The organism is Streptomyces mashuensis (assembly GCF_014654785.1).
In the GTDB taxonomy this organism is placed as follows: domain Bacteria; phylum Actinomycetota; class Actinomycetes; order Streptomycetales; family Streptomycetaceae; genus Streptomyces; species Streptomyces mashuensis.
Genome location: NZ_BNBD01000006.1, coordinates 24,904 through 48,345 on the forward strand (window position 1 = coordinate 24,904; position 23,442 = coordinate 48,345).

A 23,442-nucleotide genomic window follows, 5' to 3' on the forward strand; every position below is an offset into this window, starting at 1 on the left:
GCGGTACGGACGGCAGTCAGCCCCTCGGGGCGCCCCTGGATCACCACCGTGGACCCGGGGCGGCGCCCCGGCTCACTTCTCCCCGGTCACCGTCGCCGCCACCCGCGTCGCGTCCTCCGCGCGCAGGATCCGCCGGCGCCGCCACAGCACCAGCGGCACCGCGCCCGCCAGGCCCAGGGCGGGCGGCGCGACGGCGGCGGCCGCGTTCAGGCCGGGCTGGTCGAAGGTGTCCGGCACGGGCAGGGTCGACCAGCGGTCGATCGGCCAGGCCACCACGATGGCGCGGCCCACCACGTTGTCGACGGAGATGGTGCCGCCGCCCTCCAGCTCCTGGTGCCAGCGCGAGTCCATGGAGTCCTGGCGGTGGTCGCCCATCACCCACAGCCGGCCCTTGGGGATCTTGATGGGGCCGAAGGGCTTGTCGCTGCACGGCGTGTTGCCGGGGAAGATGTAGGGCTCCTTCAGCGGCTTGCCGTTGACGACCACCGGCTGGTTGTCGCCCTTGCACTCCACCGTGTCGCCGCCGACCGCGATGACCCGCTTGATCAGGTCTTTCTCCTCCGCGGAGGGCATCAGGCCGATGAAGCTGAGCACCTTCTGGACGCCGTTGGCCACCGGCCCCTGCTCGTTCGCGGGGTTCTCGCCCAGCCAGCCGCCCGGGTCGTGGAAGACGACCACCTCGCCGCGGCCGGGCTCGGCGCCGAACCACGGCGTCAGCTTGTCGACCAGCACCCGGTCGCCGCGCTGCAGCGTGTTCTGCATCGACTCGGACGGGATGGAGAACGCCTGCACCAGGAACGTCTTGATCAGCAGCGCGAGTACCAGGGCGATGCCGACGAGGATCGGCAGCTCGACCCAGATGGAGCGGGACTTGGGACGCTCGCCGCGCCCCCGCCGCCCGTCACCCGGACCGTCCGGGTCGTCGGGTCCACCGGGACCACCCGGCCCCTCCGCGTCCGGGCGCGAGTCCCGCGCGCCGTCCGTGGGCGGCTCGGCGGGCACCCCGGGCCGCTCCTCTGGTTCTTCGTGACCGGAACGCGCGCCGACCGCCAAATCCCCCACATCCACTCCTTACTCCACACTGCCGCCTGTCGTACATACGACGCAGGCCCACCACTCCCATAACGAGCGGGAGTTCCGCAGGGGTCGGGAGCCGGATCAACCCGTCTTGATCCATGGAGGACACAGTATGCGGCGAAGCGTCCGCCCGCGCGTCCGCCGTCGGCGCGTCCCGCACGGAGGCGAACGTGTCCGGCTCCTCCAGGCGCCGCCAGTGGCCGAAGGGCCAGGCGATGACGACGGCACGCCCCACCACCAGGTCCTCCGGAATGGTCCCCTGCCCCGGTTCGCCCAGGTGGTAACGCGAGTCGGCGGAATCGGAGCGGTGGTCGCCCATGACGAACAGCCGGCCCCGCGGCACCCGCACCTCGAACGGTATCCGGGACGGCGGGTTCCCCGGATGGACGTACGGCTCGTCGAGCGGCGTGCCGTTGACGGTGACCCGGCCGCCCTTGTCGCAGCAGGCGACGGTGTCCCCGCCGACCGCGATCACCCGCTTGATCAGGTCCTTCTCGTCGGCCGAGGGCAGCAGGCCGATGAAGGCCAGGAGCTGCTTGCCCTGCCGGACGACCACCGGGTCCCGGCCCGTGTGCGCCTGCTCGCCGATCAGCCAGCCGCCGGGGTCGCGGAAGACCACCACGTCGCCCCGCTGCGGACGCGAGCCGAACCACGGGGTGAGCTTGTCGACGACCACCCGGTCGCCGATGCGGATCGTCTCCTCCATCGAGCCGGAGGGGATCACGAACGCCTGGACGAGGAACGTCTTCAGCACCAGCGCGATGAGGACGGCCACGCCTATCAGGATCGGGATCTCCTTCATCAGCGAGCGCCGGTTGCGGCGGCGTTTCAGGCGCCGGGCCGCTTTCCGGCGCGCCGCGCGCCCCCCGGTGACGGGGGCTCCGGGCGCCGGATGGTCCGGGGGCGCCGGCCGGCCGGTGTCCGGCGTACGCACTGCACGCGCCGCACGCACCGTGCGCGCTGTACGTGCTTCGACGCGCCCCCTACTACCCATCCGAGCCCCCACCCCCGTAGTGCCCCACCCCCCGGCCGCCGGCCGGACCCGGCTCATGGCCCGGTGCATGGGCCGGCCCATGAGCCGGTCCGGGCTCCGGTACGCCGTCGAAGGCGTGGGTACGTTTCAGGCCGCTGATGCGGCCCAGTGGCCAGCCGATCCAGTCCGCGCGCCCGATGACCCGGTCCACCGGGACCGTGCCCCCGCCGGGTTCCCCCAAGTGGTCCCGGGAATCACTCGAGTCACTGCGATGGTCGCCCATGACCCATAGCCTTCCCTCCGGCACCACGATGTCGAACGGCACCCGGGAGGGCGCGTCGCCGGGCAGGAGGTACTCCTCGTCGACCGGGTGGCCGTTGACCATCAGCCGGCCCTGCCGGTCGCAGCAGGTGACCCGGTCGCCGCCCACCCCCACCACGCGCTTGACGTAGTCGGTCCGTCCCGGCCGCATCAGGCCGACGGCCGACGCGCCCTTGCGGATGAGCGCCGTGACGGGGTTCTCCGCAGGCGGCTCGTCCTGCACGAAGGAGCCGGTGCCGTCGAAGACGACGACGTCGCCCCGGCGCGGCTGGTCGCCGAAGCGGTAGGCGAGCTTGTTGACGAGCACCCGGTCGCCGACGCGGAGCGTGTCGCGCATCGACCCCGAGGGGATCTGGAACGGCTGGACGAGGTAGCTGCTGACCAGCAGCACGGTGACCATGCAGGCGGTCAGCAGGACGACGGCCCGGCGCAGCGGTCCGCCGCCCCCGGGCCAGGCACGCGCCGCCGCCCCCGCCTCCCGTACGGCGTGCCACCAGCCCCGGCCCCGGGAACGCGCGGAGCGCGACCCCTCCTCCGGTTCCCCTCCCGGCGGTGCCGGGTCGGGGGCGGAGGAGCGGTCGCGCTCCGAAAGCTGTGCGTCGGTGTCCATCGGGCCGAGAGCCTATCCGGCCCGTCCGGGACTCCGGCGGGAGGCTCAGTTGTCGCGCTTCTCCTTGATCTTCGCGGCCTTGCCGCGGAGCTCGCGCAGGTAGTACAGCTTGGCGCGGCGGACGTCACCACGGGTGACGAGCTCGATCTTCTCGAAGATCGGGCTGTGCACCGGGAAGGTGCGCTCGACGCCCACGGAGAAGGAGACCTTGCGGACCGTGAAGGTCTCGCTCACGCCGGCGCCCTGGCGGCGGATGACGACGCCCTTGAACTGCTGGATGCGGGAGCGGTTGCCCTCGATGACGCGGACGTGCACGTTCACGGTGTCACCGGGACGGAAGGCCGGGACGTCGGTGCGCAGGGAGGCGGCGTTGACGCCGTCGAGAAGGTGAGACATGAGTGTCTGCTTCCTCACTGATGCCACAGGTCATCAGCGGTAATCGTGCTGAGGATGGGATGTGCCCCGGGCGTCGGGCGTACGTCGTTCCCCCTGTGGCAGGGGCGCACGCCGGACGCAAGGCAACGGCTCATTCTTCCACGTCGGGCGCCACTCGCCCAAATCGGCCGTCCTCGCGCGGGCCCCAGCCCAGGATGGAGAGCGTCTCGCGGTCCTTCTTGTCGAAGGCCGCGGGGTCGGTGCGCTCGATGAGGTCGGGCCGGTTCTGGACGGTGCGGCGGAACGCCTCGTCCCGGCGCCAGCGGGCGATCTTCCCGTGGTGGCCGCTGAGCAGCACGTCGGGGATGCCCCGGCCGCGCCACTCCGGCGGCTTGGTGTAGACGGGGCCCTCCAGCAGGTCGGCCATGGCGCCGGGCGCGAAGGAGTCGTCGCGGTGCGACTCGGCGTTGCCGAGCACGCCGGGCAGCAGCCGGGCGATGGCCTCGACCATCACGAGGACGGGTGCCTCGCCGCCGGCCAGGACGTAGTCGCCGATGGAGACCTCGCGCACGTCCAGGTGCTCGGCGTACTCCTCGATGACGCGGCGGTCGATGCCCTCGTAGCGGGCGGGCGTGAAGACCAGCCACGGCTTCGCGGACAGCTCGACGGCCAGCTCCTGCGTGAAGGGCTTGCCGCTGGGCGTGGGCACGACCAGGACCGGCTGCTGTCCCTCCGCACCGGAGGCGATGATCTCGTCGAGGGCCTCGCCCCACGGTTCGGGCTTCATGACCATGCCCGGCCCGCCGCCGTAGGGGGTGTCGTCGACGGTGTTGTGCTTGTCGTGCGTCCACTGCCGCAGGTCGTGCACCCGGACGTCGAGCTGCCCGCGGGCACGGGCCTTGCCGACGAGGGAGACGTTCAGCGGTTCCAGGTACTCGGGGAAGATCGTGACGACGTCGAGCCGCATCAGGCGCCGTCCTCCCGCGTGGAGGCGATCTCCGCGCGCTCGGTGTCGATCAGGCCCGGCGGCGGGTCGATCACGGCTCGCTGCTCGTCGAGGTCGATGCCGGTGACGATCTCCTCCACGAAGGGGATCATCACCTCGCTGCCGTCGGGCCGCTCCACGATGAACAGGTCCTGCGACGGCAGGTGGGAGATCTCCGTGATCCGGCCGACCGGCGTGCCGTCGGTCAGGACGACGTCCAGGTCGATCAGCTGGTGGTCGTAGAACTCCTCGGGGTCCTCGGGCCGCTCGTCGGGGTCCACGTCGGCCACCAGGAGGGTGTTGCGCAGCGCCTCGGCGGCGTTGCGGTCGTCCACGCCGGTGAAGCGGAGCAGCAGGCGCCCGCTGTGCACGCGGCCGGACGCGATGGTGAGCGGGCCCCGGTCCGCGGGGTCCGTGGCCAGTACGGCGCCGGGTCCGAGCCGCAGCTCGGGCTCGTCCGTCCGCACCTCGACCGTGACTTCGCCCCGGATGCCGTGGGCGCGGCCGATTCTCCCGACTACGAGCTGCACGTCCTTCAATCCCCTTTTCGCGGCCCTGCCTCCCCGTGCTGTCCCGGGAGGCTCCCGCTCCTTCGATTATCGACCGATCACCAGGACACCGCCGCAACGAGCGACAGAGGCCGGGGGTGGCATGCCACCCCCGGCCTCGTGCCGGTGCTCACTGTTCTCAGCGCACGTGGTCCACGTCGACGAGGTCGACGCGGACACCCCGTCCGCCGAGGGCGCCCACGACGGTGCGCAGGGCCCGCGCGGTGCGGCCGTTGCGGCCGATCACCTTGCCGAGGTCGTCGGGGTGCACCCGGACCTCCAGCACGCGCCCGCGACGCAGGTCACGCGCGGCGACCTGCACGTCGTCGGGGTTGTCGACGATGCCCTTCACCAGGTGCTCGAGGGCCTCCTCGAGCACGGTCAGGCCTCGGTCGACTCGGCGGACTCGGCCGACTCGGCCTCGTCCTTCTTGTCCGCCTTCTTCGCCTTCGGGGTGATGGCCTCACCCTTCGACTCGTCGGCGGCGTTCACGGCGGCCTCGAAGAGACCACGGTAGTCGGCCTTCGGCTCGGCGACGAGCATCGGGGCCGGGGCCGGCAGACCCTTGAACTTCTGCCAGTCGCCGGTGACCTTCAGGATGGCCAGAACGGGCTCGGTCGGCTGCGCGCCGACACCCAGCCAGTACTGGACGCGCTCGCTGTTGACCTCGATGCGCGAGGGGTTCTGCACCGGGTGGTACAGACCGATCTCCTCGATGGCCCGGCCGTCACGGCGGGTACGGGAGTCGGCGACGACGATGCGGTAGTGAGGCGAACGGATCTTGCCCAGACGCTTCAGCTTGATCTTGACTGCCACGGAAGTGGTGTCTCCTGGTCTTGACGTGGTTGGGCACAACAAGATGCCACGTGGGGTTGCGGTACTCGGGTGCCCGATGGACGCGTCAGCCGTAGGAGAGAGGGGTCCTGTGCGACTGTCGAGTACAGCCACTCATTGTGCCATACCGTGGCGGGGCCGCCGAACCGGGCCGGACGGCCGGGCCCGGACGACCGGGCCCGGCGCGCTCAGCTCCCGACGGAGACGGCCTCGGGGATCCGGAACGGCTGGCCGCAGCCCCCGCACATGATCGGCGCCTGGGCAAGCACGGACGGGACCACGCGGACGTTCCGCCCGCACTGGCAGACGGCCTTGACCCGCACCCCGCCACCGGAGGAGCCGTGCCGCGCCGCCGGGCCGCGGAAGGTCCGCGTGGTGTCGGCGGTCGTGGCGACCGAGTGCGCCTTGAGGGCACGCTGCAGTCTCTCGATCGTCGGCCGGTAGCGCCGGCGCGCCTCGGGGTTGAGCACGACCAGCGAGAAGCCGCTGCTGGGATGCGGCTCATCGCTGTGGTCGAGCCCCAGCTCCTCGGCGATCGCCAGGAACCGCCGGTTGTGGTAGCGGCCGGCGCGTGAGGTGTCCCGGACACCGCGGGCGGCCGCGATGCCGTGCACTGCCTCGTGCAGCAGCCTTTCGAAGGAGAGCTCGGCGCCACAGGCGGACGACGACTCCCCGATCAACGATTCGGGCGCGGCTAGATCCGGCAGCTCGGGGTGGAACCGCTGAATGTCGGCCCACGCCTGCGCCAGCTCTGCGGCGAGAACAGGTGGTGTCGTGCTCACGTCGTGACAACGAGTCGGGACGGCCCGGTGTTCCGATACCGGGCCATCCCAAATAATTTGCACGTACCAGTCAGTTTCCCGCCTCATACGTCCTGACGAGGGCGGGTGCGCAGAACTACGGAGGAACCACGGAGAAGGCGGAAGATTCGCGCACCTGTTCGCAACTCTTCGCATCACTTCGCAAGGTGGGACGTACCTGACCCACGCGTCAGCACCCGGCCCGTACGCCCGGCGTCCCACGGGAGCGACCCCGGAGACGTTAGGCCACCCGCCGCCGCCCCGGGGCCGGAACACCGCCCGAACACGCAGGATCGGCCGGAACGGATGCCCGTTCCGGCCGATCCTGTCACCTGGGGTCGGAGCGACGCCTCAGTAGGCCCGCGCGACGATCGCCACCGCACCCGGCGCGTCGTCCTCCGCCGGCACCGAACCGTCCTCGTTCACCAGGCAGCGCACCGTCACGGCCTGCTCCGCCAGCTTCGCCTCGCCCTCGGCGCCCAGCGTCGCCCACGGGATGCGCGCCCAGCCGCCGGCCAGCGCCGCCTCGGCGGCCTCGTCGATCGTGGCCACATCGCTCGTACGCGACTCACGGCGCTCCCGCGACTGGCGCAGCAGCAGCGCCTGGTCCTCCTCCAGGACCTTCGGCAGCAGCGCGGCCAGCTCCTCGATGCGCACCGGCTCCTTGCCGCCCGGAATACGGCGGGCCAGCATCGCGGTGCCGTTCTCCAGGTCGCGCGGGCCGATCTCGATGCGCACCGGGACGCCCTTGAGCTCCCAGTCCACCGCGCGGCGGCCGAAGGGGGTGTCCGTGCGGTCGTCGACCTGCACGCGCACGCCGGCGGCCTTCAGGACGTCACCGATCTCCCGCACCTTGGCGATCACGGCGTCGTCACCCTTGATCGCCAGGACGACGGCCTGCACCGGCGCCAGGCGCGGCGGCACGCGCAGGCCGTTGTCGTCGCCGTGCGACATGATCAGTCCGCCGACCATACGGGTCGACACACCCCAGGACGTCTGCCACACCAGCTCCTGCTGCCCGTCCTTCGACAGGTAGGAGGTGTTGAACGCCTTGGCGAAGTTCTGGCCGAGCTCGTGGCTGGTGCCCATCTGCAGCGCCTTGCCGTCGCCCATCATGCCCTCGAGGGTGAGGGTGTTGATGGCACCCGCGAAGCGCTCCTTGGGGGTCTTGCGGCCGAGCACCACGTCGATGCCCAGCACGTTGACCATGAAGTCGTAGTAGACGTCGCGGTGGATGCGCGCCGCGTAGTCGCGGGCGTCCTCGTACGTGGCGTGGGCGGTGTGCCCCTCCTGCCACAGGAACTCGCTCGTGCGCAGGAAGACGCGGGGGCGCATCTCCCAACGGACCACGTTCGCCCACTGGTTGATCAGCAGGGGCAGGTCGCGGTAGCTCTGCACCCACTTCGAGAAGTACTCGTTGATGATCGTCTCGGAGGTGGGGCGGACGACGACCGGCTCCTCGAGCTCCTTGCCGCCGCCGTGCGTGACGACCGCGAGCTCGGGGGCGAAGCCCTCCACGTGCTCGGCCTCACGGGTGAGGTACGACTGCGGGATGAAGAGCGGGAAGTAGGCGTTGGACGCGCCGGCCTCCTTGATCCGCGCATCCATCTCCTGCTGCATGCGCTCCCACAGCCCGTACCCGTACGGTCGGATGACCATGGTGCCGCGCACCGGGCCGTTGTCGGCCAGCTCGGCCTTGTTGATCAGGTCCTGGTACCAGCGCGGGAAGTCTTCCGCCTGCGGGGTGAGAATGGGAGCCTTTGCCATGGTGGGAATGGTACGGGGCGCGTACGGCCGAGTGTGAATCGAATATCCGGCACACGCCGTCCCCGGCCCCGCGAACCCTACTCGCGCGAACCCCTGGACTGGCGGCCGGAAGCGCTGTTCCCTGACATGAGGGGGGTTTTCCGGCACGGGCCGAACACGGCCCGGGCCCGCACGGCCCGAGCACGACCCCGCACCACCCGGCACCGACCCGCACCACCCGCGCGGCACCGCACGGCCTGCGGACGCCGCGCCCACACCTGCACGAACACATGGGGGCGGAACAGGAAGCGGAACACACGCGGCGAATGGGGCAGCTTCGATGACACCAACGCTCGTGCGGCGGCACCGGCCGTCCTCGACCTCGCCCGAGTCACGGGCCCGCGACTGGGCGGAAATCCAGGAACGGATGCTGGTACCGCTCTACGAGGCCGTGTACGAACGCCTCGAAGTCGGCGACGGCACCCGTCTGCTCAGCCTCGGCTGCGGCTCCGGCCTGGCCCTCCTGCTGGCCGCCGCCCGCGGCGCCACCGTCCTCGGCGTCGACCGCGACGAACGACGGCTGGCCCTCGCCCGCGAACGGCTGCTGCGCGGCGACGGGCCGGCGGCCGGGGCACGGCTGGGAGTGGGCGGCCCGGCGGCCGTGCTCCCCGGCACGGGGCCGGCGGTCGACGTGATCACGGCGTTCGACCCGCTCTTCCGGGCCGGCGGCACCGCCCGCGACCTCGCGCCGGCCCTGGCCGAGGCCGCGGCGCACGCCGGGCCCGGCAGCCCGGTGGTGCTGGCCGGCTGGGGCCCGCAGGAGCGCTGCGCGGCCTCCGGGGCGCTCCGGGTGGCGGCACGGCTGGCCGACCCGATGTGCGCACCGGCCCGCTGGCGGCCCAGCGGGCGGGACGACCTGGAGGACATCGCCCGCGCCGCCGGCCTGGTGCCGGACGGCTCGGGGCGCGTCGCGTGCCCGTACGGGTACGCGGACCTGGCCAGCGCCGTGCGCGGCCTGCTGTCGACGGGCGCATTCGACGCGGCCACCCGCGCCACCGACGAGGAACAGGTCGTCAAGGAACTGGTGGAAGCACTTCACCCGTACGTGCGGGCCGACGGAACGGTGTGGATGCCGAATGTCTTCCGCTATCTGATAGCGCGGGTCACGGTCCGGCGCCGCTAGCGGAGCGGCCCTACGCGTACGGCCCCGGTGGCGGATGCCACCGGGGCCGTATTCGGCCTGCCGCAGCGGGCTCAGCCCATGAACTTCTTGAATTCGTCGGGAAGTTCGAACTTCCCGTCCTGGCCGGCGGCCGGCAGGCCGAACGCATTCCCGCCCTCGCCCGGCTGGCCCAGCTCGCGACGCGCCGCCGCGGCCTCCGCCTCGGCCTTGCGCTTCATCGGGTTGCCGCTCTGCCGCTTGCCCTTGCCCTGCTTCTGCTGCTTCTTCTTGCGGCCCGCGCCGCCGCCCATGCCGGGCATGCCCGGCAGGCCCGGCATGCCGCCGCCCTGGGCCATCCGCGACATCATCTTGCGGGCGTCGAAGAACCGCTCGACGAGATTCTTCACGGCGCTGACATCGACGCCGGAACCCTTGGCGATGCGGGCGCGGCGCGAACCGTTGATGATCGTCGGGTCCTGGCGCTCGGCCGGGGTCATCGACTTGATGATCGCGGCGGTGCGGTCGACGTCGCGCTCGTCGAGGTTGTTGATCTGGTCCTTGAACTGGCCCATGCCCGGCAGCATGCCGAGGAGCTTGGAGATGGAGCCCATCTTGCGGACCTGCTCCATCTGGGCCAGGAAGTCGTCGAGCGTGAACTCCTTGGGGCCCTTCGCCAGCTTGGCCGCCATCTTCTCGGCCTCGGCCTGGCTGAAGGTCTGCTCGGCCTTCTCGATCAGGCTGAGCACGTCGCCCATGCCGAGGATGCGGGACGCCATGCGGTCCGGGTGGAACGCGTCGAAGTCGTCCAGCTTCTCGCCGTTGGAGGCGAACATGATCTGCTTGCCGGTGACGTGCGCGACCGACAGGGCGGCACCGCCACGGGCGTCGCCGTCGAGCTTGGAGAGGACCACGCCGTCGAAGCCGACGCCGTCGCGGAACGCCTCGGCAGTGTTGACCGCGTCCTGACCGATCATCGCGTCGACGACGAAGAGGATCTCGTCGGGCGAGATCGCGTCGCGGATGTCGGCGGCCTGCTGCATCATCTCGGCGTCGATGCCGAGGCGGCCGGCGGTGTCGACGATGACGATGTCGTGCTGGCGGGTGCGGGCGTGGTCGATGGAGTTCTTGGCCACCTGCACCGGGTCGCCGACGCCGTTGCCCGGCTCCGGCGCGAAGACGGCCACGCCGGCGCGCTCGGCGACGACCGAGAGCTGGTTGACGGCGTTGGGGCGCTGGAGGTCGCAGGCGACGAGGAGGGGGGCGTGGCCCTGGTTCTTCAGCCAGCGGCCGAGCTTGCCGGCGAGGGTGGTCTTACCGGCGCCCTGGAGACCGGCGAGCATGATCACGGTCGGGGGCTGCTTGGCGAACCGCAGGCGGCGGGTCTCGCCGCCCAGGATGCCGACGAGCTCCTCGTTGACGATCTTGATGACCTGCTGGGCCGGGTTCAGCGCCTGGGAGACCTCGGAGCCCAGGGCGCGCTCCTTCACCTGCTTGATGAAGGCCCGGACGACCGGGAGGGCCACATCGGCCTCGAGGAGGGCGATACGGATCTCGCGCGCGGTGGCGTCGATGTCCGCCTCGCTCAGCCTTCCCTTGCCACGCAGGTTTTTGAAGGTCGCGCTGAGGCGGTCGGAGAGGGTATCGAACACGGCGCTCGTCGGTCCTCGAGGTCGGGGGCAGTACGGATTGCCCTCCAGGGTATCCGGCCGGGCAAGCAGGAGGGCCCCTGCCCGGCGAAGATGCCGGGCAGGGGCCCTCGCCCCCGCTCGCGCGGGGAGGTCGCTCCGGACAGGCGGCCCCTGCCCCGAAGGTTCGGACCACCCCCGCTCGCACGGGGACATCACCTTCACCGCCTCGCCGTCGGCGACGTCACCCCAGCGCCCCCTCCACCGCCTTCACCAGTGCCGCCGCTTCCGGCTCCGTCAGCGGCCGCCCGTCCCCCGCCGTCACGTAGAACGCGTCCACCGCGCTCGCCCCCAGCGTGCTCACGTGTGCGCTGCGCACCCACACGCCCGCCGATTCCAGGGCGCGGCCGATGCGGTGGAGGAGGCCGGGGGCGTCGTGGGCGCGGACCTCCAGGACCGTGGCGTCGTGGGAGCCGCCGGGGGCGACCGTGACGCGGGGCGGGGCCGGGGGGACGCCGCGGCGGCGGCCGGCGTGGGCGGCCTCGCGTTCGGCGAGGCGGCCCTCGATGTCGAGGGTGCCGTCCAGGGCGCGGACCAGGTCGTTGCGGAGCCGGGCCGCGTCCGGGGGCGAGCCGTACTGCGCGGCCACCCGCCAGGTCAGCAGCAGCACGCCGGCCAGGCCGCGCAGCTCGGCGGCGCGGACGGCGAGCCGGTGCAGGGCGAGCACGCCGGCGGTGGCCGGGAGGACGCCGGGCTGGTCGGGGACGGCGACGGTCAGGGCCAGCGTGTCCCCGTCGGCCGGGCCGTAGGCGACGGCCGGGGCGCCGGTGCGCAAAGCCTCGGCGGCCTGCCGGCGCTCGGCGGGGCCGGGCGGCGCGGGCTCGGGGCGCTCGGTGACGGGTGCGCCGGCGTACGCGGCGGAGGCCCGGCGCACGAGGCCGTCGACGAGCGTGGCACGCCACGTGCTCCAGGCCGCCGGCCCGGTGGCCAGCGCGTCGGCCTCGGTGAGGGCGTGCAGCAGCTCCAGCGTGCCGGGGTCGGGCACGGCGTCGGTGACGGTATGGACGGTGGCGGGGTCGTCCAGGTCGCGCCGGGTGGCGGTCTCGGCGAGGAGCAGGTGGTGGCGGACGAGGGTGGTCAGGACGCCGGTGTCGGCGGCGTCGAGGCCGATGCGGGCGGCGACGGTACGGGCGGTCGCCGCGCCGGCCTCGCTGTGGTCGCCGGGCCGGCCCTTGCCGATGTCGTGCAGCAGGGCGGCGAGGAGCAGCAGGTCGGGGCGGCCGACGCGGCGGGTGAGGGCGGCGGCGCGTACGGCGGTCTCGACGAGGTGGCGGTCGACGGTGTAGCGGTGCACGGGGTTGCGCTGGGGGCGGCAGCGGACGTGGGCCCATTCCGGGAGGAGCCGGGAGACGATGCCCTCGGCCTCCAGGGCCTCCCACACGGCGACGGCGGGTTCGCCGGCGCCGAGGAGGGCGAGGAGCTGGTCGCGGGCCTCGGCGGGCCAGGGTTCGGGCAGGGGTGCGGCGTGCCGGAGGCGGCGTACGGCGTGCGGGGAGAGCGGCAGGCCGGCGCGTGCGGCGGCAGCCGCGGCGCGGAGGGGGAGCACGGGGTCGCGGTCGGGGCGCGCGGTGCGGGCGAGGACGGCCTCGCCGTCCTGTTCGACGACGCCTTCGGCGAGGGGGATGCGCTGGGGCTCGACGAAGCCGCCGCGGCCCCCGCGGCCGCCGAGCACCCGGCGCAGCCGGGGCCGGCCGGCGGTGCGGGAGCGCAGGACGCGCCCGACCTCGCGCCAGGTGACGTCGGCGGCGTACGCGACGGTGCCGGCGGCCTCGTACACGTCGCGCAGCAGCCCGTCGGCGCCGTCGTGGCCGAGGCGGGCGGCGACCTGGTCCTGTTCCTGGAGGGCGAGCCGGTCGGTGGCGCGGCCGGTGGCGAGGTGGAGGGCGTCGCGGGTGTCGAGGAGCCGGGTGCGGGCGGCGTCGAGGCCGTCGCGGGGCGCGTCGGCGAGCCAGGAGGCGGCGACGGCGCGCAGGGCGGTGGCGTCGCGCAACCCGCCGCGCGCCTCTTTGAGGTCGGGTTCGAGGAGGAAGCGGAGCTCGCCCTGGGTGCGGGCGCGTTCCTCGCACAGCTCGCGCAGTTCGGGCAGGCGCACGGGGGCCTGGGCGCGCCAGTCCTCGTACGCGGTGGCGCGTACGGCGGCGGTGAGCTGCGGGTCGCCGGCGAGGTGGCGGGCGTCGAGCAGGCCGAGGTGGGCGCGGAGGTCGGCGGTGGCGGTCCTGCGGGCCTGCGCGGGGGTGCGGACGGAGTGGTCGAGGGCGAGACCCATGTCCCACACGGGGTACCAGACCCGGTCGGCGAGCGCGGCGACGTGCGGGGCGGGGATGCGGCCGTCGTGCAGGAGGACGACGTCGAGGTCGCTGCGGGGGGAGAGTTCGCCGCGCCCGTAGCCGCCGACGGCGACGAGGGCGACGCCGTCGGCGGGGCCGAGCAGGGCGGCGAGCCACCGGTCGGTGAGGGCGGCGAGCCGGGCCCGCAGGGCGGGCCCGGTCGTGGCGTCCTCGTGCAGCAGGCGCAGCCGGGCGGCGGCGTAACCGCCGGGCCCGGGACCGGGTTCGGGCTCGGGCTCGGGCTCGGGCTCGGAGCAGGGATCAGCCGCCGTGCTGGAGGTCAAGGGCGGGTCTCCTCGTGGTGGGGGGTGGGGAGGCGGGCCGCTGTGCGTGGGGGTGGGGGCGCCTGCGGGGCGTCAGAGCGCGTCGGGGCCGCGTTCGCCCGTGCGGACGCGGACGACCGTCTCGACGGGGACGACCCACACCTTGCCGTCGCCGATCTTCCCGGTGTGGGCGGCGGAGACGATCACGTCGGTGATGTCGTCCGCGTCGGCGTCCTCCGCCAGGACCTCTATACGGATCTTGGGCACGAGGTCGATCGTGTACTCCGCGCCGCGGTAGACCTCGGTGTGGCCGCGCTGGCGGCCGTAGCCGCTGGCCTCGCTGACGGTCAGGCCGTGCACGCCGAAGCTCTGCAGGGCGTTCTTGACCGCCTCGACCTGGTGCGGTTTGACGATGGCGGTGATGAGCTTCATGCGTCGACCTTCTTGTCGGTGGTGGTGCTGTTCGTCGTACCGGCCTTGCCGGCCTTGCGGGACATCACCGGCGTGCTGGTGACGGCCGAGGCGCGGGCGGCGGCCGGGGCGCCGACGGCGCTGAAGTCGTAGGCCGTCTCGGCGTGGTACGCCTGGTCGACGCCGCCGGTCTCCTCGTCCTCGGTGGCGCGGAAGCCGATGGTGCGGTCGACCAGCTTGGCCAGCAGCCAGGAGACGGTGAAGGAGTAGGCCATCACGGAGAAGGCACCGACGGCCTGACGGCCGAGCTGCACCAGGCCGCCGCCGTCGGTGGCGAGGAGGCCGACGAGGAGGGTGCCGGCGACACCGCCGACGAGGTGGACGCCGACGACGTCGAGCGAGTCGTCGTAGCCGAGCCGGAACTTCCAGCTGACCGCCCAGGAGCAGAGCGCGCCGGCGACGAGGCCGATGAGGATCGCGCCGAACGCGTCGACGGCCGCGCCGGACGGCGTGATGGCGACGAGGCCGGCGACGGCGCCGGAGGCCGCGCCCAGCGTGGTGAAGGCGCCGTGCCGGATGCGCTCGTAGGCGAGCCAGCCGAGCATGGCGGCGCCGGTGGCGACCTGCGTGTTCATGGCCATGTTGGCGGCCGTGCCGTTGGCGGCGAGCGCGGAGCCGGCGTTGAACCCGAACCACCCGAACCACAGCAGCCCCGCGCCGAGCACGACCAGCGGCAGGCTGTGCGGCCGCATGGGGTCCTTGCCGAAGCCGGCGCGCTTTCCGACGACGAGGACGGCGGCGAGGGCGCCGATGCCCGCGTTGATGTGGACGGCGGTGCCACCGGCGAAGTCGATGACCTTGAGCTTGAAGAGCCAGCCGTCGGCCTGCCAGACCCAGTGCGCCACAGGGAAGTACACGACGCTCACCCACAGCGTGATGAACAGGGTCCAGGCGCTGAACTTCACGCGGTCGGCGAGGGCGCCGCTCATCAGCGCCGGGGTGATCACGGCGAACATCAGCTGGAAGAGGGCGAAGGCGAAGACCGGGATGCCCTCCTTGCCGCCGGTGAGCGTCTCGGGCGTGATGCCCTTGAAGCCGAGGTGCGCGAAGTCGCCGAGGAGACCGGCGCCGGTGTCGTCGCCGAAGGCGAGCGCATAGCCGTAGAGCACCCACAGCACGCTGACGACGCCGAGCGAGACGAACGACATCATCAGCATGTTGAGGACGCTCTTGACCCGCACCATGCCGCCGTAGAAGAAGGCGAGGGCCGGTGTCATCAGCATCACGAGCGCGGCACTGATCAAGACGAATGCGGTGTCTGCGCCATTCACGTCGGTCTCCTCGCGGCGGCGGCCCCGGCTCCCCGTGCGGGCCGGGGGCCGGTGGGCGGTGGTGCTGTGGGCGGTGTGGCCACGAGGCTGACGCAGCGGGGTTTCGGTCAGTGCAGAGGGGTGTTTCACGGCGGTGACGATGGCGTCGGGCGTGTTACGCGGGGGTGAACGCACGAGTCGGCCGCGGCGGCCGTGTCCCTGGTGACCTGGCGTGGGGAAGCCGAGTCGGGCTCGTTCCGGGGAGGCCGCCGCGGCCGGGTGCCGGGGCCGGGTGGGCGTGGGACGTGGGACGTCGGGTGTGGGGCGTCGGGCGTGGGGTCAGACCGCCTGTCCGGTCTCCGCGGATTCCGGCAGCTGGACGGCGAGTTGGTCGGTGAGCGTACGGACCTCGGGGAGCCGCCCGTACTGGCGGGCGGCGTTGTCCACGGTCTTGCGCAGCCGGTTGTTCACCCGCTCGGAGCGCACCTGCTTGGCGACCCGCAGCGCCTGGCCGGCCATGACGGTGGACTCCTCGGGCTCGCCCTCCAGCAGGTGGACGGTGGCCATGCCGATGAGGTTGAGGGCGTACGAGCGCTGGTGCTCGCCGTCCTGGGCGAACAGCTCCACGGCGCGCTCCATCTTGGGCCGGGCCAGCGAGGCGTACGCGGGGCTGCGGCCGGCCACATAGGCCAGGTCGCGGAAGGAGTGCGCATTCTCCGCGTTGAGCTCGGCCTCGGAGAAGAAGCGGATCCAGTCGGGGTCGCCGTCGCCGGGGGCGCAGTCGGAGAAGCAGTCCTCGGCCATGGTGACGGCGCGCTTGACCTTGGCGGGCTGGCCCATGTTGGCGTAGGCGCGGGCCTCCATCGCATACAACATGGCCTGGGTGCGCGGGGTGGCGTTCTCGCGGGAGCCGTACTGGCCGAGGTGGATGAGTTCCAGGGCGTCGTCGGGCCGGCCGAGGTGGATCATCTGGCGGCTCATGCTGGAGAGGATGAACGAGCCGAGCGGCCGGTCGCCCGCCTCCTTGGCGGCGTGCAGGGCGAGGACGAAGTACTTCTGGGCGGTGGGGTGCAGGCCGACGTCGTAGCTCATCCAGCCGGCCAGCTGGGCCAGCTCGGCGGCCACCTTGAACAGCCGCCTGCCCGTGGCGTCCGGCTGCGGCTCCTGGAGCAGGTCGGTGACCTCGTGCAGCTGGCCCACGACCGCCTTGCGGCGCAGACCGCCGCCGCACTGGGCGTCCCACTGGCGGAACATCATGGTGGTCGACTCGAGCAGCTCCAGCTCGGGCACGGACAGCCGCGGCCTGCGGACGCGGTCGCGGTCCGCGGCGGCCGCGACGCGCTCCCGGCCGGAGGGCGTGGGCACCAGCCAGCGCTGCATCGGCTCGATCAGCGAGGGGCCGGCGGACAGGGCGAGCGCGGTGCCGAGGAAGCCGCGCCGGGCCAGCATCAGGTCGCTGCGGGAGAACTCGCTGAGCATCTCCACGGTCTGCGGGCCGGCCCACGGCAGGTCGACGCCGGCGGCGGAGGGCGACTGGTGTGCGGGGCGGAGCCCGATGTCCTCGACGCCCACCACGCAGCCGAACCGCTCGGAGAACAGCTCGGAGAGGATCTTCGGGATGGGCTCGCGGGGCTGCTCGCCGTCGAGCCACCGGCGCACGCGGGAGGTGTCGGTGCTGATGTGGTGCGCGCCCAACTGGCGTGCGCGGCGGTTGACCTGACGGGCCAGCTCGCCCTTGGACCAGCCGCTGCGCAGGAACCACGAGTTCAGCCGCTCGTTGGGGCGCTTCTCGGCTTTCTCCGCCTTGTCGTCCGCCTTGTCCCCGGCCTTCGCGTCGCCGTCGGTGCAACCGCTGCGACCGGTGGGGTCGGTGGTGCCTGCGGCCCCTTCGGCCTCGGCCCTGCCGGTACCGGTGGTGCTGCTGACACTGCCGCTCACGGGAACGCCCCCATCCGAGACTCTGCGGAACCGCCCACGGCCTGCCGCCCGTTGCGGCCGCTCGTCCGGCGGGGTCCATGCACCGAAAGTAATCCTACGATCACCGGTCGAGCGAGAGCAGTCCAGTAAACGCCACCATTCGCCACCCCAACGTATGAACTCGTCCGCCCCTCTTCGCGCTTGACTTGACACGGGACGACCGTCGGCAAACACCGGGGCGGTGGATTGGTGCGCGCCACGGCGCGGACCCTCCCGCCCACCACCTCCCGCACACCGTCGCGCCGTCACCCGGCAGAGGTCCGCGACCCTGCGTGTCCGAGACACTCCGACACGTAACCATCCGCGAGCAGACCCGTTGGAGGGGGCATGGGCTTCACTATCGGCGGCATCCGGGACCTTCGCTCGAGCTCTCGGCGCCGAGGCCGCGCGTCGGACACCGTGACGGCGGTCGCGGAGTACACGGGCCTGTGGCGGTGGGACGTCGTCCCCGGCGCCCGCGCCGCCCGGAGCGGCCGGGTGTCGTGCTCCTGCGGTGCCGCCGGCTGCCCCTCCCCCGGTGCGCACCCGCTCCCGTTCGTCCCGCCCGTACCGGCCGGTGCGACGCTGGACGAGGCGGCCGCCGCCTGGGCCGAGGTGCCGGGCGCCGCGGTGCTGCTGCCGGTGGGCCGGTCGTTCGACGTGCTGGAGGTGGCCGAGGCCGCCGGGCGGCACGCCCTGGCGCGGCTGGAGCGCATGGGGGTGCCGCTGGGGCCGGTGGCGCTGACGCCGCACGGCCGTGCGCTGTTCTTCGTGGCGCCCGGCGCGGCGGCCGAGCTGCCGCAGCTCCTCTACCGCATGGGCTGGGACGACGCCCGGCTGGACCTGCGCGGCCTGGGCCCCGGCGACCACGTCACGGCGCCCCCGTCGGACTTCGCCGGGCTGGGCCCGATGCGCTGGCTGCTGCCCCCGGCGCTGGACACGGCGGGCCGCCCGCCGGAGGCCCGGCTGCTGCTGGGCACGCTCGCGTACGTGTGCCACCGGTCGGGCGGGGTGACGCCCTGACAGGGGCGTACCGGGCGGCGGCGCGGGGCGCTGTGACGTACCCGGGGGCGCGTACGGTGCTGCCGCGCCCGGGGGCGCGGGCCGGGGCGCGTGGTGGTACGGGCGGATGTGCGGACGGGGGCGCAGGCGCACGCGTACGGCGGAGGCGAGCCGGCGGAGCCCCGGGCCGGGACATGCGAAGGGCCCCTTCGCCGGCCGTAGCGGCGGAGGGGCCCTTTCCGTGCGCGGGGCGGGTGCCCGGCGGGTGGGAGGTCAGCCCAGGAGGGCGTCGACGAACGCCTCGGGCTCGAAGGGGGCCAGGTCGTCCGGGCCCTCGCCCAGGCCGACGAGCTTGACGGGTACGCCCAGTTCGCGCTGGACCTGGACGATGATGCCGCCCTTGGCGGTGCCGTCGAGCTTGGTGAGCACGATGCCGGTGATGTTCACGACCTCGGCGAAGACGCGGGCCTGGGTGAGGCCGTTCTGGCCGGTGGTGGCGTCGAGGACGAGCAGCACCTCGTCGACCGAGCCGTGCTTCTCCACGACGCGCTTGACCTTGCCGAGCTCGTCCATGAGGCCGGTCTTGGTGTGCAGGCGGCCGGCGGTGTCGACGAGGACGACGTCGGCGCCCTCGGCGATGCCCTCCTTGACGGCGTCGAAGGCGATGGAGGCGGGGTCGCCGCCCTCGGGGCCGCGCACGGTGCGGGCGCCGACGCGCTCGCCCCAGGTCTGGAGCTGGTCGGCGGCGGCGGCGCGGAAGGTGTCGGCAGCGCCGAGGACGACGGACTTGCCGTCGGCGACGAGCACGCGGGCGAGCTTGCCGGTGGTGGTGGTCTTGCCGGTGCCGTTGACGCCGACGACCATGACGACGCCGGGCTTCTCCTCGCCGTTGACGCCCACGCCCGGCTCGGTGTGGACGGTGCGGTCGGCGTCGGTGCCGATGAGGGCGACGAGCTCCTCGCGGAGCAGGGCGCGCAGTTCCTCGGGGGTGCGGGTGCCAAGCACCTTCACGCGCTCGCGCAGGCGCTCCACCAGCTCCTGGGTGGGGGCGACGCCGACGTCGGCGGTGAGGAGGGTGTCCTCGATCTCCTCCCAGGTGTCCTCGTCGAGGTGCTCGCGGGAGAGCAGGGTGAGCAGGCCCTTGCCCAGGGAGTTCTGGGAGCGCGAGAGCCGGGCGCGGAGCCGGACGAGCCGGCCGGCCGTGGGCTCGGGCACCTCGAGCCGGGGCTCCTCGGCGGCCGGGGCCTCGGGGGCGGCCGGCTCGACGACGGGCTCGTCGGCGGCGGGGGCCTCGGCCGGCGGGAGCTCGACCTCCTCGACGGTGCGGCGCGGCTCGGGCCGCGGGGTCTCGGCCTCCTCGCCGACGTGCGGCTCGGCGGGCGGCGCAGTGACGGACGGGCTGCTCGGCGGAGCAGGGGGCAGCTGCTTCTTCTTGCGGCTGCTCACCACGAGCCCGCTGATCGCGCCGAGCGCGACCACAGCGATGACTACAGCAAGGATGACGATTTCCATAACGCCCCCAGTATCGGACACCGTGGGTCCGGGACAGGAGGGCTTGGCCGCTCCTGGCCGGTTTGTGGGTTGCCACAAGGACCAATGGCACTAAACGGCCAGAGTTAGATCAAAGTACGATGGCGTGGGGCTGTGCGACGCGCGTAGAGTCCCAACGACCGTTTTTGCCCTGGCACGTCCGGCTCCCCACCGGCGCGGGTCCAGGGCTTCCGCTTGGCTTCCCGCCCTGCACCCCTGCACGGAGCCCCCGATATGGCCCCCACCATGGACCACGCTGCCGATGGCGCCAACGTGGCCGGCAGCGCCACCGACGGCGCGATAGAGACCCGCGGCATCGAGCCGGTCCCCGACCACGAGCGGCACGGCCGCGTCCGCGAGCTCTTCCCGACCTGGGTCGCCGCCAACATCAGCGTGCTGCTGCTCACGATGGGCGCGGCGCTGATCGTCTTCAACAAGCTCAACTTCTGGCAGGTGCTGATCGTCGCGGCGTGCGCCGCGCTGGTCTCGTTCGGCCTCGTCGGTGTGTTGTCGGTCTCGGGCAAGTGGGGCGGCGCCCCGGGCGCGATGCTCTCGCGCGCCACGTTCGGCGTGCGCGGGAACCTCTTCCCGGGCGCGATCCTGTGGGTGGCCCGCTTCGGCTGGGAGACGATCAACGCGGTCACCGGCGCGTACGCCGTGCTGACCGTTCTCGACCTGGTGCTCGGTGTGAAGAGCAACACGGCGCTGATCGTCGTCACGCTCTTCGCGTTCGTCGCGTGCACGTTCCTGGTCAGCGGCATGGGCCGCAAGGCGCTCAACGTCTGCAACAAGTGGTCGACGTACCTGTTCGGCGTCTTCAGCGTGCTGGTGCTGGGCTACCTGGTCGCCACCATCGACTGGAGCGAGGTCTTCTCCAAGCCGGCCGGCACCACGGCCATGATGATCGCCGGCATCGGCACGATCGCGGCGGGCGGCATCAGCTGGGTCCCCACGGGCCCGGACTTCGCCCGCTACCTGCCGCACGCGGCCTCCGGCAAGAAGATCGTCGGCGCGACGGTGTCGGGCGCGGGCCTGGTCATGGTGCCGATGGTGCTGATGGGCGGCGTGATGGCGGTGGCCACGCCCAAGCTGGCCGAGGCGCCGGACCCGGTGTCGTTCCTCGGTGACATCCTGCCGACGTGGCTGGCGGTGCCGTACCTGGTGACGGCGATCGTGGGCATGCTGCTGATCAACAGCCTGTCGATGTACTCGGCCGGCTTCACCGCCCAGACGATGGGCGTCAAGCTGCCGCGCGCCATGGCCGTGAGCATCAACGCGATCATCTCCCTGGTCGGCGGCCTGCTGCTGATGCTGGTCGCGAAGAGCTTCCTGAGCTCCTTCATCACGTTCCTGATCCTGCTGGCGGTGTCGTTCTCCGCGTGGATCGGCGTGTACGCGGTGGACATGGCCCGCCGCCGGTCCCGTGCCGTGCGCTACGACGCGGAGGCCCTGATGGACACGGGCCCCACCAGCCGCTACTGGTACGTGGGCGGCTTCTGCTGGCAGGCCATGACGGCCTGGACGGTGGCGCTGGCGGCGGGCATCTGCTTCACGGAGTGCGCCTGGTTCTCCGGCCCGCTGGCGTCGACGTTCGTCGGCAAGTACGGCCTGGGCTGGGCGGCGACGATCGTGATCTCGGCGCTGGTGATGGCGGTCCTGCCGACCCCGCGCGAGACGGGCACGGCCACGGCGGCGCCGGAGGGCGCCGCGCAGAGCGAGCGCGAGCCGGAGAAGGTCCCGGCGTAACGCCGCACCCGGCAGTTGTTTCGAGGAGGGCCCCTTCGGGGGCCCTCCTCCTTGTGTCAGGCGGGCAGGGCATCGAGGGCGGCCTGCCAGGGGTAGGCGTCGGGATCGCCCTGCTGGGGCTTGTGCGGTACGAACCCGGGTGCGCCGAGGAGCACGGTCACGCCGGCGGCCCGCAGCGTTTCGACGCTGCGGGCGACGGCGGGGTGCCGGTGCTGGGCGTCGTTCCAGTGCGGCAGCGCGACGATGGGCAGCCCGAGGCCGATGCCCTCGGTGACGAGCCCCAGGGCGAGCGTGTCGCTGATGCCGAGCGCCCACTTGTTCAGCGTGTTGGCCGTGAGCGGCGCGACCAGCAGGGCGTCCGGGGGCGGCAGGACGTCGGGCTGGGAGGGGAGCTTGTACTGGTGGCGGACGGGGTGGCCGGTGAGCTCGCGCAGCGCGTCGGTCCCACCGGGGGCGTCCTCGGTGGCCCACCGGTGGGCGGACGGGGTGAGGACGACGCAGACGTCCCAGCCCATGGCCTGCGCGGCACGAATGGGCACGTGGAGGCGGCGGGCGGGCGGCGCTGCGCACGCGATCAGGTAGAGCGTTCGGTTGGTGGTCACCGGGGCAGTCCACAACGCCCCGCCAGCGCCCGCAACCGCCCCTCGGCCGGGCCGGCGCCGAGCAGGCACAGGTCCTCGATCAGCTGCCGGGTGCGGGGGCGGCAGCGGACCTCCTCGGGGGCTTCGCGCTCGGCGTCGAGAAGCGTGTCGACGGCTTCCGTGCGGCGGCCGGCGAGAGTATGGGCGCGAGCCAGGTCCGCCAAGTGGTGGGCACGGCGTTCACGCGGCAGGGCCGCCAGAGCCGGTGCCGGAATGCCCCGCGAGGCGGCCACGGCGTCGGCGCCCTCGGACAGCTGGACGTGCGCGGCGACGCGATAGAGGGAGACGTTGGTCGGGCCGAACGCGGTCCAGAGGGCGTTCCCGTCGGCACCGAGCCGGGTGGCCTGTTCACCGGCCCGGCCCAGAAGGACGGGCACATCAGCCGCAGCCGAGACGGCGCGGTGGCCGCCGCCCTCGCCGATGGCGGCGGCAGCCATCGCCGCTTTGAGGTAGAGCATGCCGAGGACGCTCAGACCGTCCGCCCCTCGGGTCAGGAGCTCCTCTTCGAGGCGGGCGGCCGCAGCGAGAGCGAAGTCGTGGGCGGCCTGGGGCCGGCCGTGGTGGGTCATCGCGTCGGCGAGATGGCGTGCCGCGCTGCCCATGGTGACGACATCACCGCTTCTTTCGGCAGCGGTCACCGCGCGGTGGGCCGAGAGGAGGGCGAGGTCCGTGGCACCGTACTTGACGGCAGCCCCCTCGACGAGTTCCAGCACCAAGGCGAGCAGCTGGTGAGCGACCAGCTTGTCGTCACCGGTGTGCCACGCGGCCGCACGCGTCGTGTCGATCAGCAGGTCGGGCACCAGCCGCCCGAGACTCGCGAAGTGACCGGCTTGGAAGGCGGCCCTGCCGTAGGAGACCTGGCGGCGGAGCTCGCCGAGGGGCACCGGGTCGGCGCAGCTCTCGTCGCAGGTACCAGTGATGACGTCGTGCCGTTGCAGGGCGGACCGGATCGCCTCGATCTCGTCGGCGTCCACGCAGTCGCCGCCCGTCGTGGAGTCCGACAGGAGGCGCTCCAGCGGGACGCCCAGCACGCGAGCGGCGTTCTCCAGCACGGAGAGTCGCGGATCGGCCTGGCGCCGGCCGCCTTCCAGGTCCTGGACCCACCGGCGGGACTTGCCCATCAGCGCTCCGAACTCCTGC

Annotated in this window: 21 protein-coding genes; 3 read left to right on the top strand and 18 right to left on the bottom strand. The window is 72.9% G+C overall.

All coding sequences use genetic code 11. The features are described from left to right. Positions 1-72: 72 nt before the first annotated feature. The 10 genes from lepB (IE305_RS16555) to proS form a co-directional block, all read right to left on the bottom strand. Positions 73-1,002: a signal peptidase I gene (lepB, locus tag IE305_RS16555; protein ID WP_229891071.1), complete on the bottom strand. Its 930-nt coding sequence runs from the start codon at positions 1,000-1,002 to the stop codon at positions 73-75. After that, positions 902-2,071, bottom strand: a complete 1,170-nt coding sequence (gene lepB / locus IE305_RS16560; RefSeq protein WP_229891073.1) for a signal peptidase I — start codon at positions 2,069-2,071, stop codon at positions 902-904. Before lepB (IE305_RS16560) ends, lepB (IE305_RS16555) begins: the two co-directional genes overlap by 101 nt. Next, positions 2,064-2,981 (bottom strand): signal peptidase I, encoded by a 918-nt coding sequence (gene lepB, locus IE305_RS16565; RefSeq protein ID WP_190130383.1) that lies wholly within the window; start codon positions 2,979-2,981, stop codon positions 2,064-2,066. Before lepB (IE305_RS16565) ends, lepB (IE305_RS16560) begins: the two co-directional genes overlap by 8 nt. Before the next feature lie 45 nt (positions 2,982-3,026). After that, on the bottom strand, positions 3,027-3,377 hold the full coding sequence (gene rplS / locus IE305_RS16570) for a 50S ribosomal protein L19 (protein WP_190130384.1): 351 nt from the start codon (positions 3,375-3,377) through the stop codon (positions 3,027-3,029). Positions 3,378-3,507: 130 nt separating this feature from the next. Beyond that, positions 3,508-4,323, bottom strand: a complete 816-nt coding sequence (gene trmD, locus IE305_RS16575; RefSeq protein WP_190130385.1) for a tRNA (guanosine(37)-N1)-methyltransferase TrmD — start codon at positions 4,321-4,323, stop codon at positions 3,508-3,510. After that, the gene (gene rimM / locus IE305_RS16580; RefSeq protein ID WP_190130386.1) at positions 4,323-4,871 is read right to left on the bottom strand and encodes a ribosome maturation factor RimM; all 549 of its coding nucleotides are present in this window, start codon (positions 4,869-4,871) and stop codon (positions 4,323-4,325) included. The genes trmD and rimM overlap by 1 nt, the downstream gene beginning before the upstream one ends. 157 nt (positions 4,872-5,028) lie before the next feature. Next, the gene (locus IE305_RS16585; RefSeq protein WP_190130387.1) at positions 5,029-5,268 is read right to left on the bottom strand and encodes an RNA-binding protein; all 240 of its coding nucleotides are present in this window, start codon (positions 5,266-5,268) and stop codon (positions 5,029-5,031) included. Between the two features lie 2 nt (positions 5,269-5,270). Beyond that, complete coding sequence (gene rpsP / locus IE305_RS16590; RefSeq protein ID WP_190130388.1) at positions 5,271-5,705, bottom strand: 30S ribosomal protein S16; 435 nt, start codon at positions 5,703-5,705, stop codon at positions 5,271-5,273. Between the two features lie 206 nt (positions 5,706-5,911). Further along, positions 5,912-6,505 carry a hypothetical protein gene (locus IE305_RS16595; RefSeq protein ID WP_190130389.1) on the bottom strand — a complete coding sequence of 198 codons (594 nt, stop codon included), beginning with the start codon at positions 6,503-6,505 and terminating at the stop codon, positions 5,912-5,914. A 369-nt stretch (positions 6,506-6,874) separates the two neighbouring features. After that, a complete protein-coding gene (gene proS, locus IE305_RS16600; RefSeq protein WP_190130390.1) occupies positions 6,875-8,290 on the bottom strand; it encodes a proline--tRNA ligase in 1,416 nt (471 codons plus the stop codon). Positions 8,291-8,609: 319 nt separating this feature from the next. On the opposite strand from proS, the gene IE305_RS16605 reads away from it, so the two are divergent. After that, entirely contained in the window at positions 8,610-9,452 is an 843-nt protein-coding gene (locus IE305_RS16605) for a class I SAM-dependent methyltransferase (protein ID WP_190130391.1), read from the top strand. 71 nt (positions 9,453-9,523) lie between these two features. On the opposite strand, the gene ffh is transcribed toward IE305_RS16605, so the two are convergent. The 5 genes from ffh to nsdA all read right to left on the bottom strand — a co-directional run bounded on the left by ffh (position 9,524) and on the right by nsdA (position 17,197). Further along, a complete protein-coding gene (gene ffh, locus IE305_RS16610) occupies positions 9,524-11,080 on the bottom strand; it encodes a signal recognition particle protein (RefSeq protein ID WP_190130392.1) in 1,557 nt (518 codons plus the stop codon). Between the two features lie 220 nt (positions 11,081-11,300). Continuing rightward, positions 11,301-13,727, bottom strand: a complete 2,427-nt coding sequence (locus IE305_RS16615) for a [protein-PII] uridylyltransferase (protein WP_190130393.1) — start codon at positions 13,725-13,727, stop codon at positions 11,301-11,303. A 72-nt stretch (positions 13,728-13,799) separates the two neighbouring features. Continuing rightward, positions 13,800-14,138, bottom strand: coding sequence for a P-II family nitrogen regulator (locus tag IE305_RS16620; protein ID WP_190130394.1), 339 nt, complete (start codon positions 14,136-14,138; stop codon positions 13,800-13,802). Continuing rightward, positions 14,135-15,448, bottom strand: coding sequence for an ammonium transporter (locus IE305_RS16625; protein ID WP_190130395.1), 1,314 nt, complete (start codon positions 15,446-15,448; stop codon positions 14,135-14,137). Before IE305_RS16625 ends, IE305_RS16620 begins: the two co-directional genes overlap by 4 nt. A gap of 318 nt (positions 15,449-15,766) precedes the next feature. Beyond that, positions 15,767-17,197: a transcriptional repressor NsdA gene (gene nsdA / locus IE305_RS16630; protein WP_190130685.1), complete on the bottom strand. Its 1,431-nt coding sequence runs from the start codon at positions 17,195-17,197 to the stop codon at positions 15,767-15,769. Between the two features lie 534 nt (positions 17,198-17,731). On the opposite strand from nsdA, the gene IE305_RS16635 reads away from it, so the two are divergent. Further along, positions 17,732-18,406 (top strand): bifunctional DNA primase/polymerase, encoded by a 675-nt coding sequence (locus IE305_RS16635; protein ID WP_190130396.1) that lies wholly within the window; start codon positions 17,732-17,734, stop codon positions 18,404-18,406. A gap of 252 nt (positions 18,407-18,658) precedes the next feature. Here the strand turns inward: IE305_RS16635 and ftsY are convergent, their stop codons facing one another. Further along, entirely contained in the window at positions 18,659-19,897 is a 1,239-nt protein-coding gene (gene ftsY / locus IE305_RS16640) for a signal recognition particle-docking protein FtsY (RefSeq protein WP_190130397.1), read from the bottom strand. A gap of 252 nt (positions 19,898-20,149) precedes the next feature. Between ftsY and IE305_RS16645 the strand changes: the two genes are divergently transcribed. Next, positions 20,150-21,661: a purine-cytosine permease family protein gene (locus IE305_RS16645; RefSeq protein WP_190130398.1), complete on the top strand. Its 1,512-nt coding sequence runs from the start codon at positions 20,150-20,152 to the stop codon at positions 21,659-21,661. Between the two features lie 56 nt (positions 21,662-21,717). Here IE305_RS16645 and IE305_RS16650 read toward each other — a convergent pair whose 3' ends face one another. Together IE305_RS16650 and IE305_RS16655 are read right to left on the bottom strand one after the other, a co-directional pair. After that, positions 21,718-22,263 carry a flavoprotein gene (locus IE305_RS16650; protein ID WP_190130399.1) on the bottom strand — a complete coding sequence of 182 codons (546 nt, stop codon included), beginning with the start codon at positions 22,261-22,263 and terminating at the stop codon, positions 21,718-21,720. Further along, positions 22,260-23,423 carry an XRE family transcriptional regulator gene (locus IE305_RS16655; RefSeq protein ID WP_190130400.1) on the bottom strand — a complete coding sequence of 388 codons (1,164 nt, stop codon included), beginning with the start codon at positions 23,421-23,423 and terminating at the stop codon, positions 22,260-22,262. The genes IE305_RS16650 and IE305_RS16655 overlap by 4 nt, the downstream gene beginning before the upstream one ends. Positions 23,424-23,442: the final 19 nt, after the last annotated feature.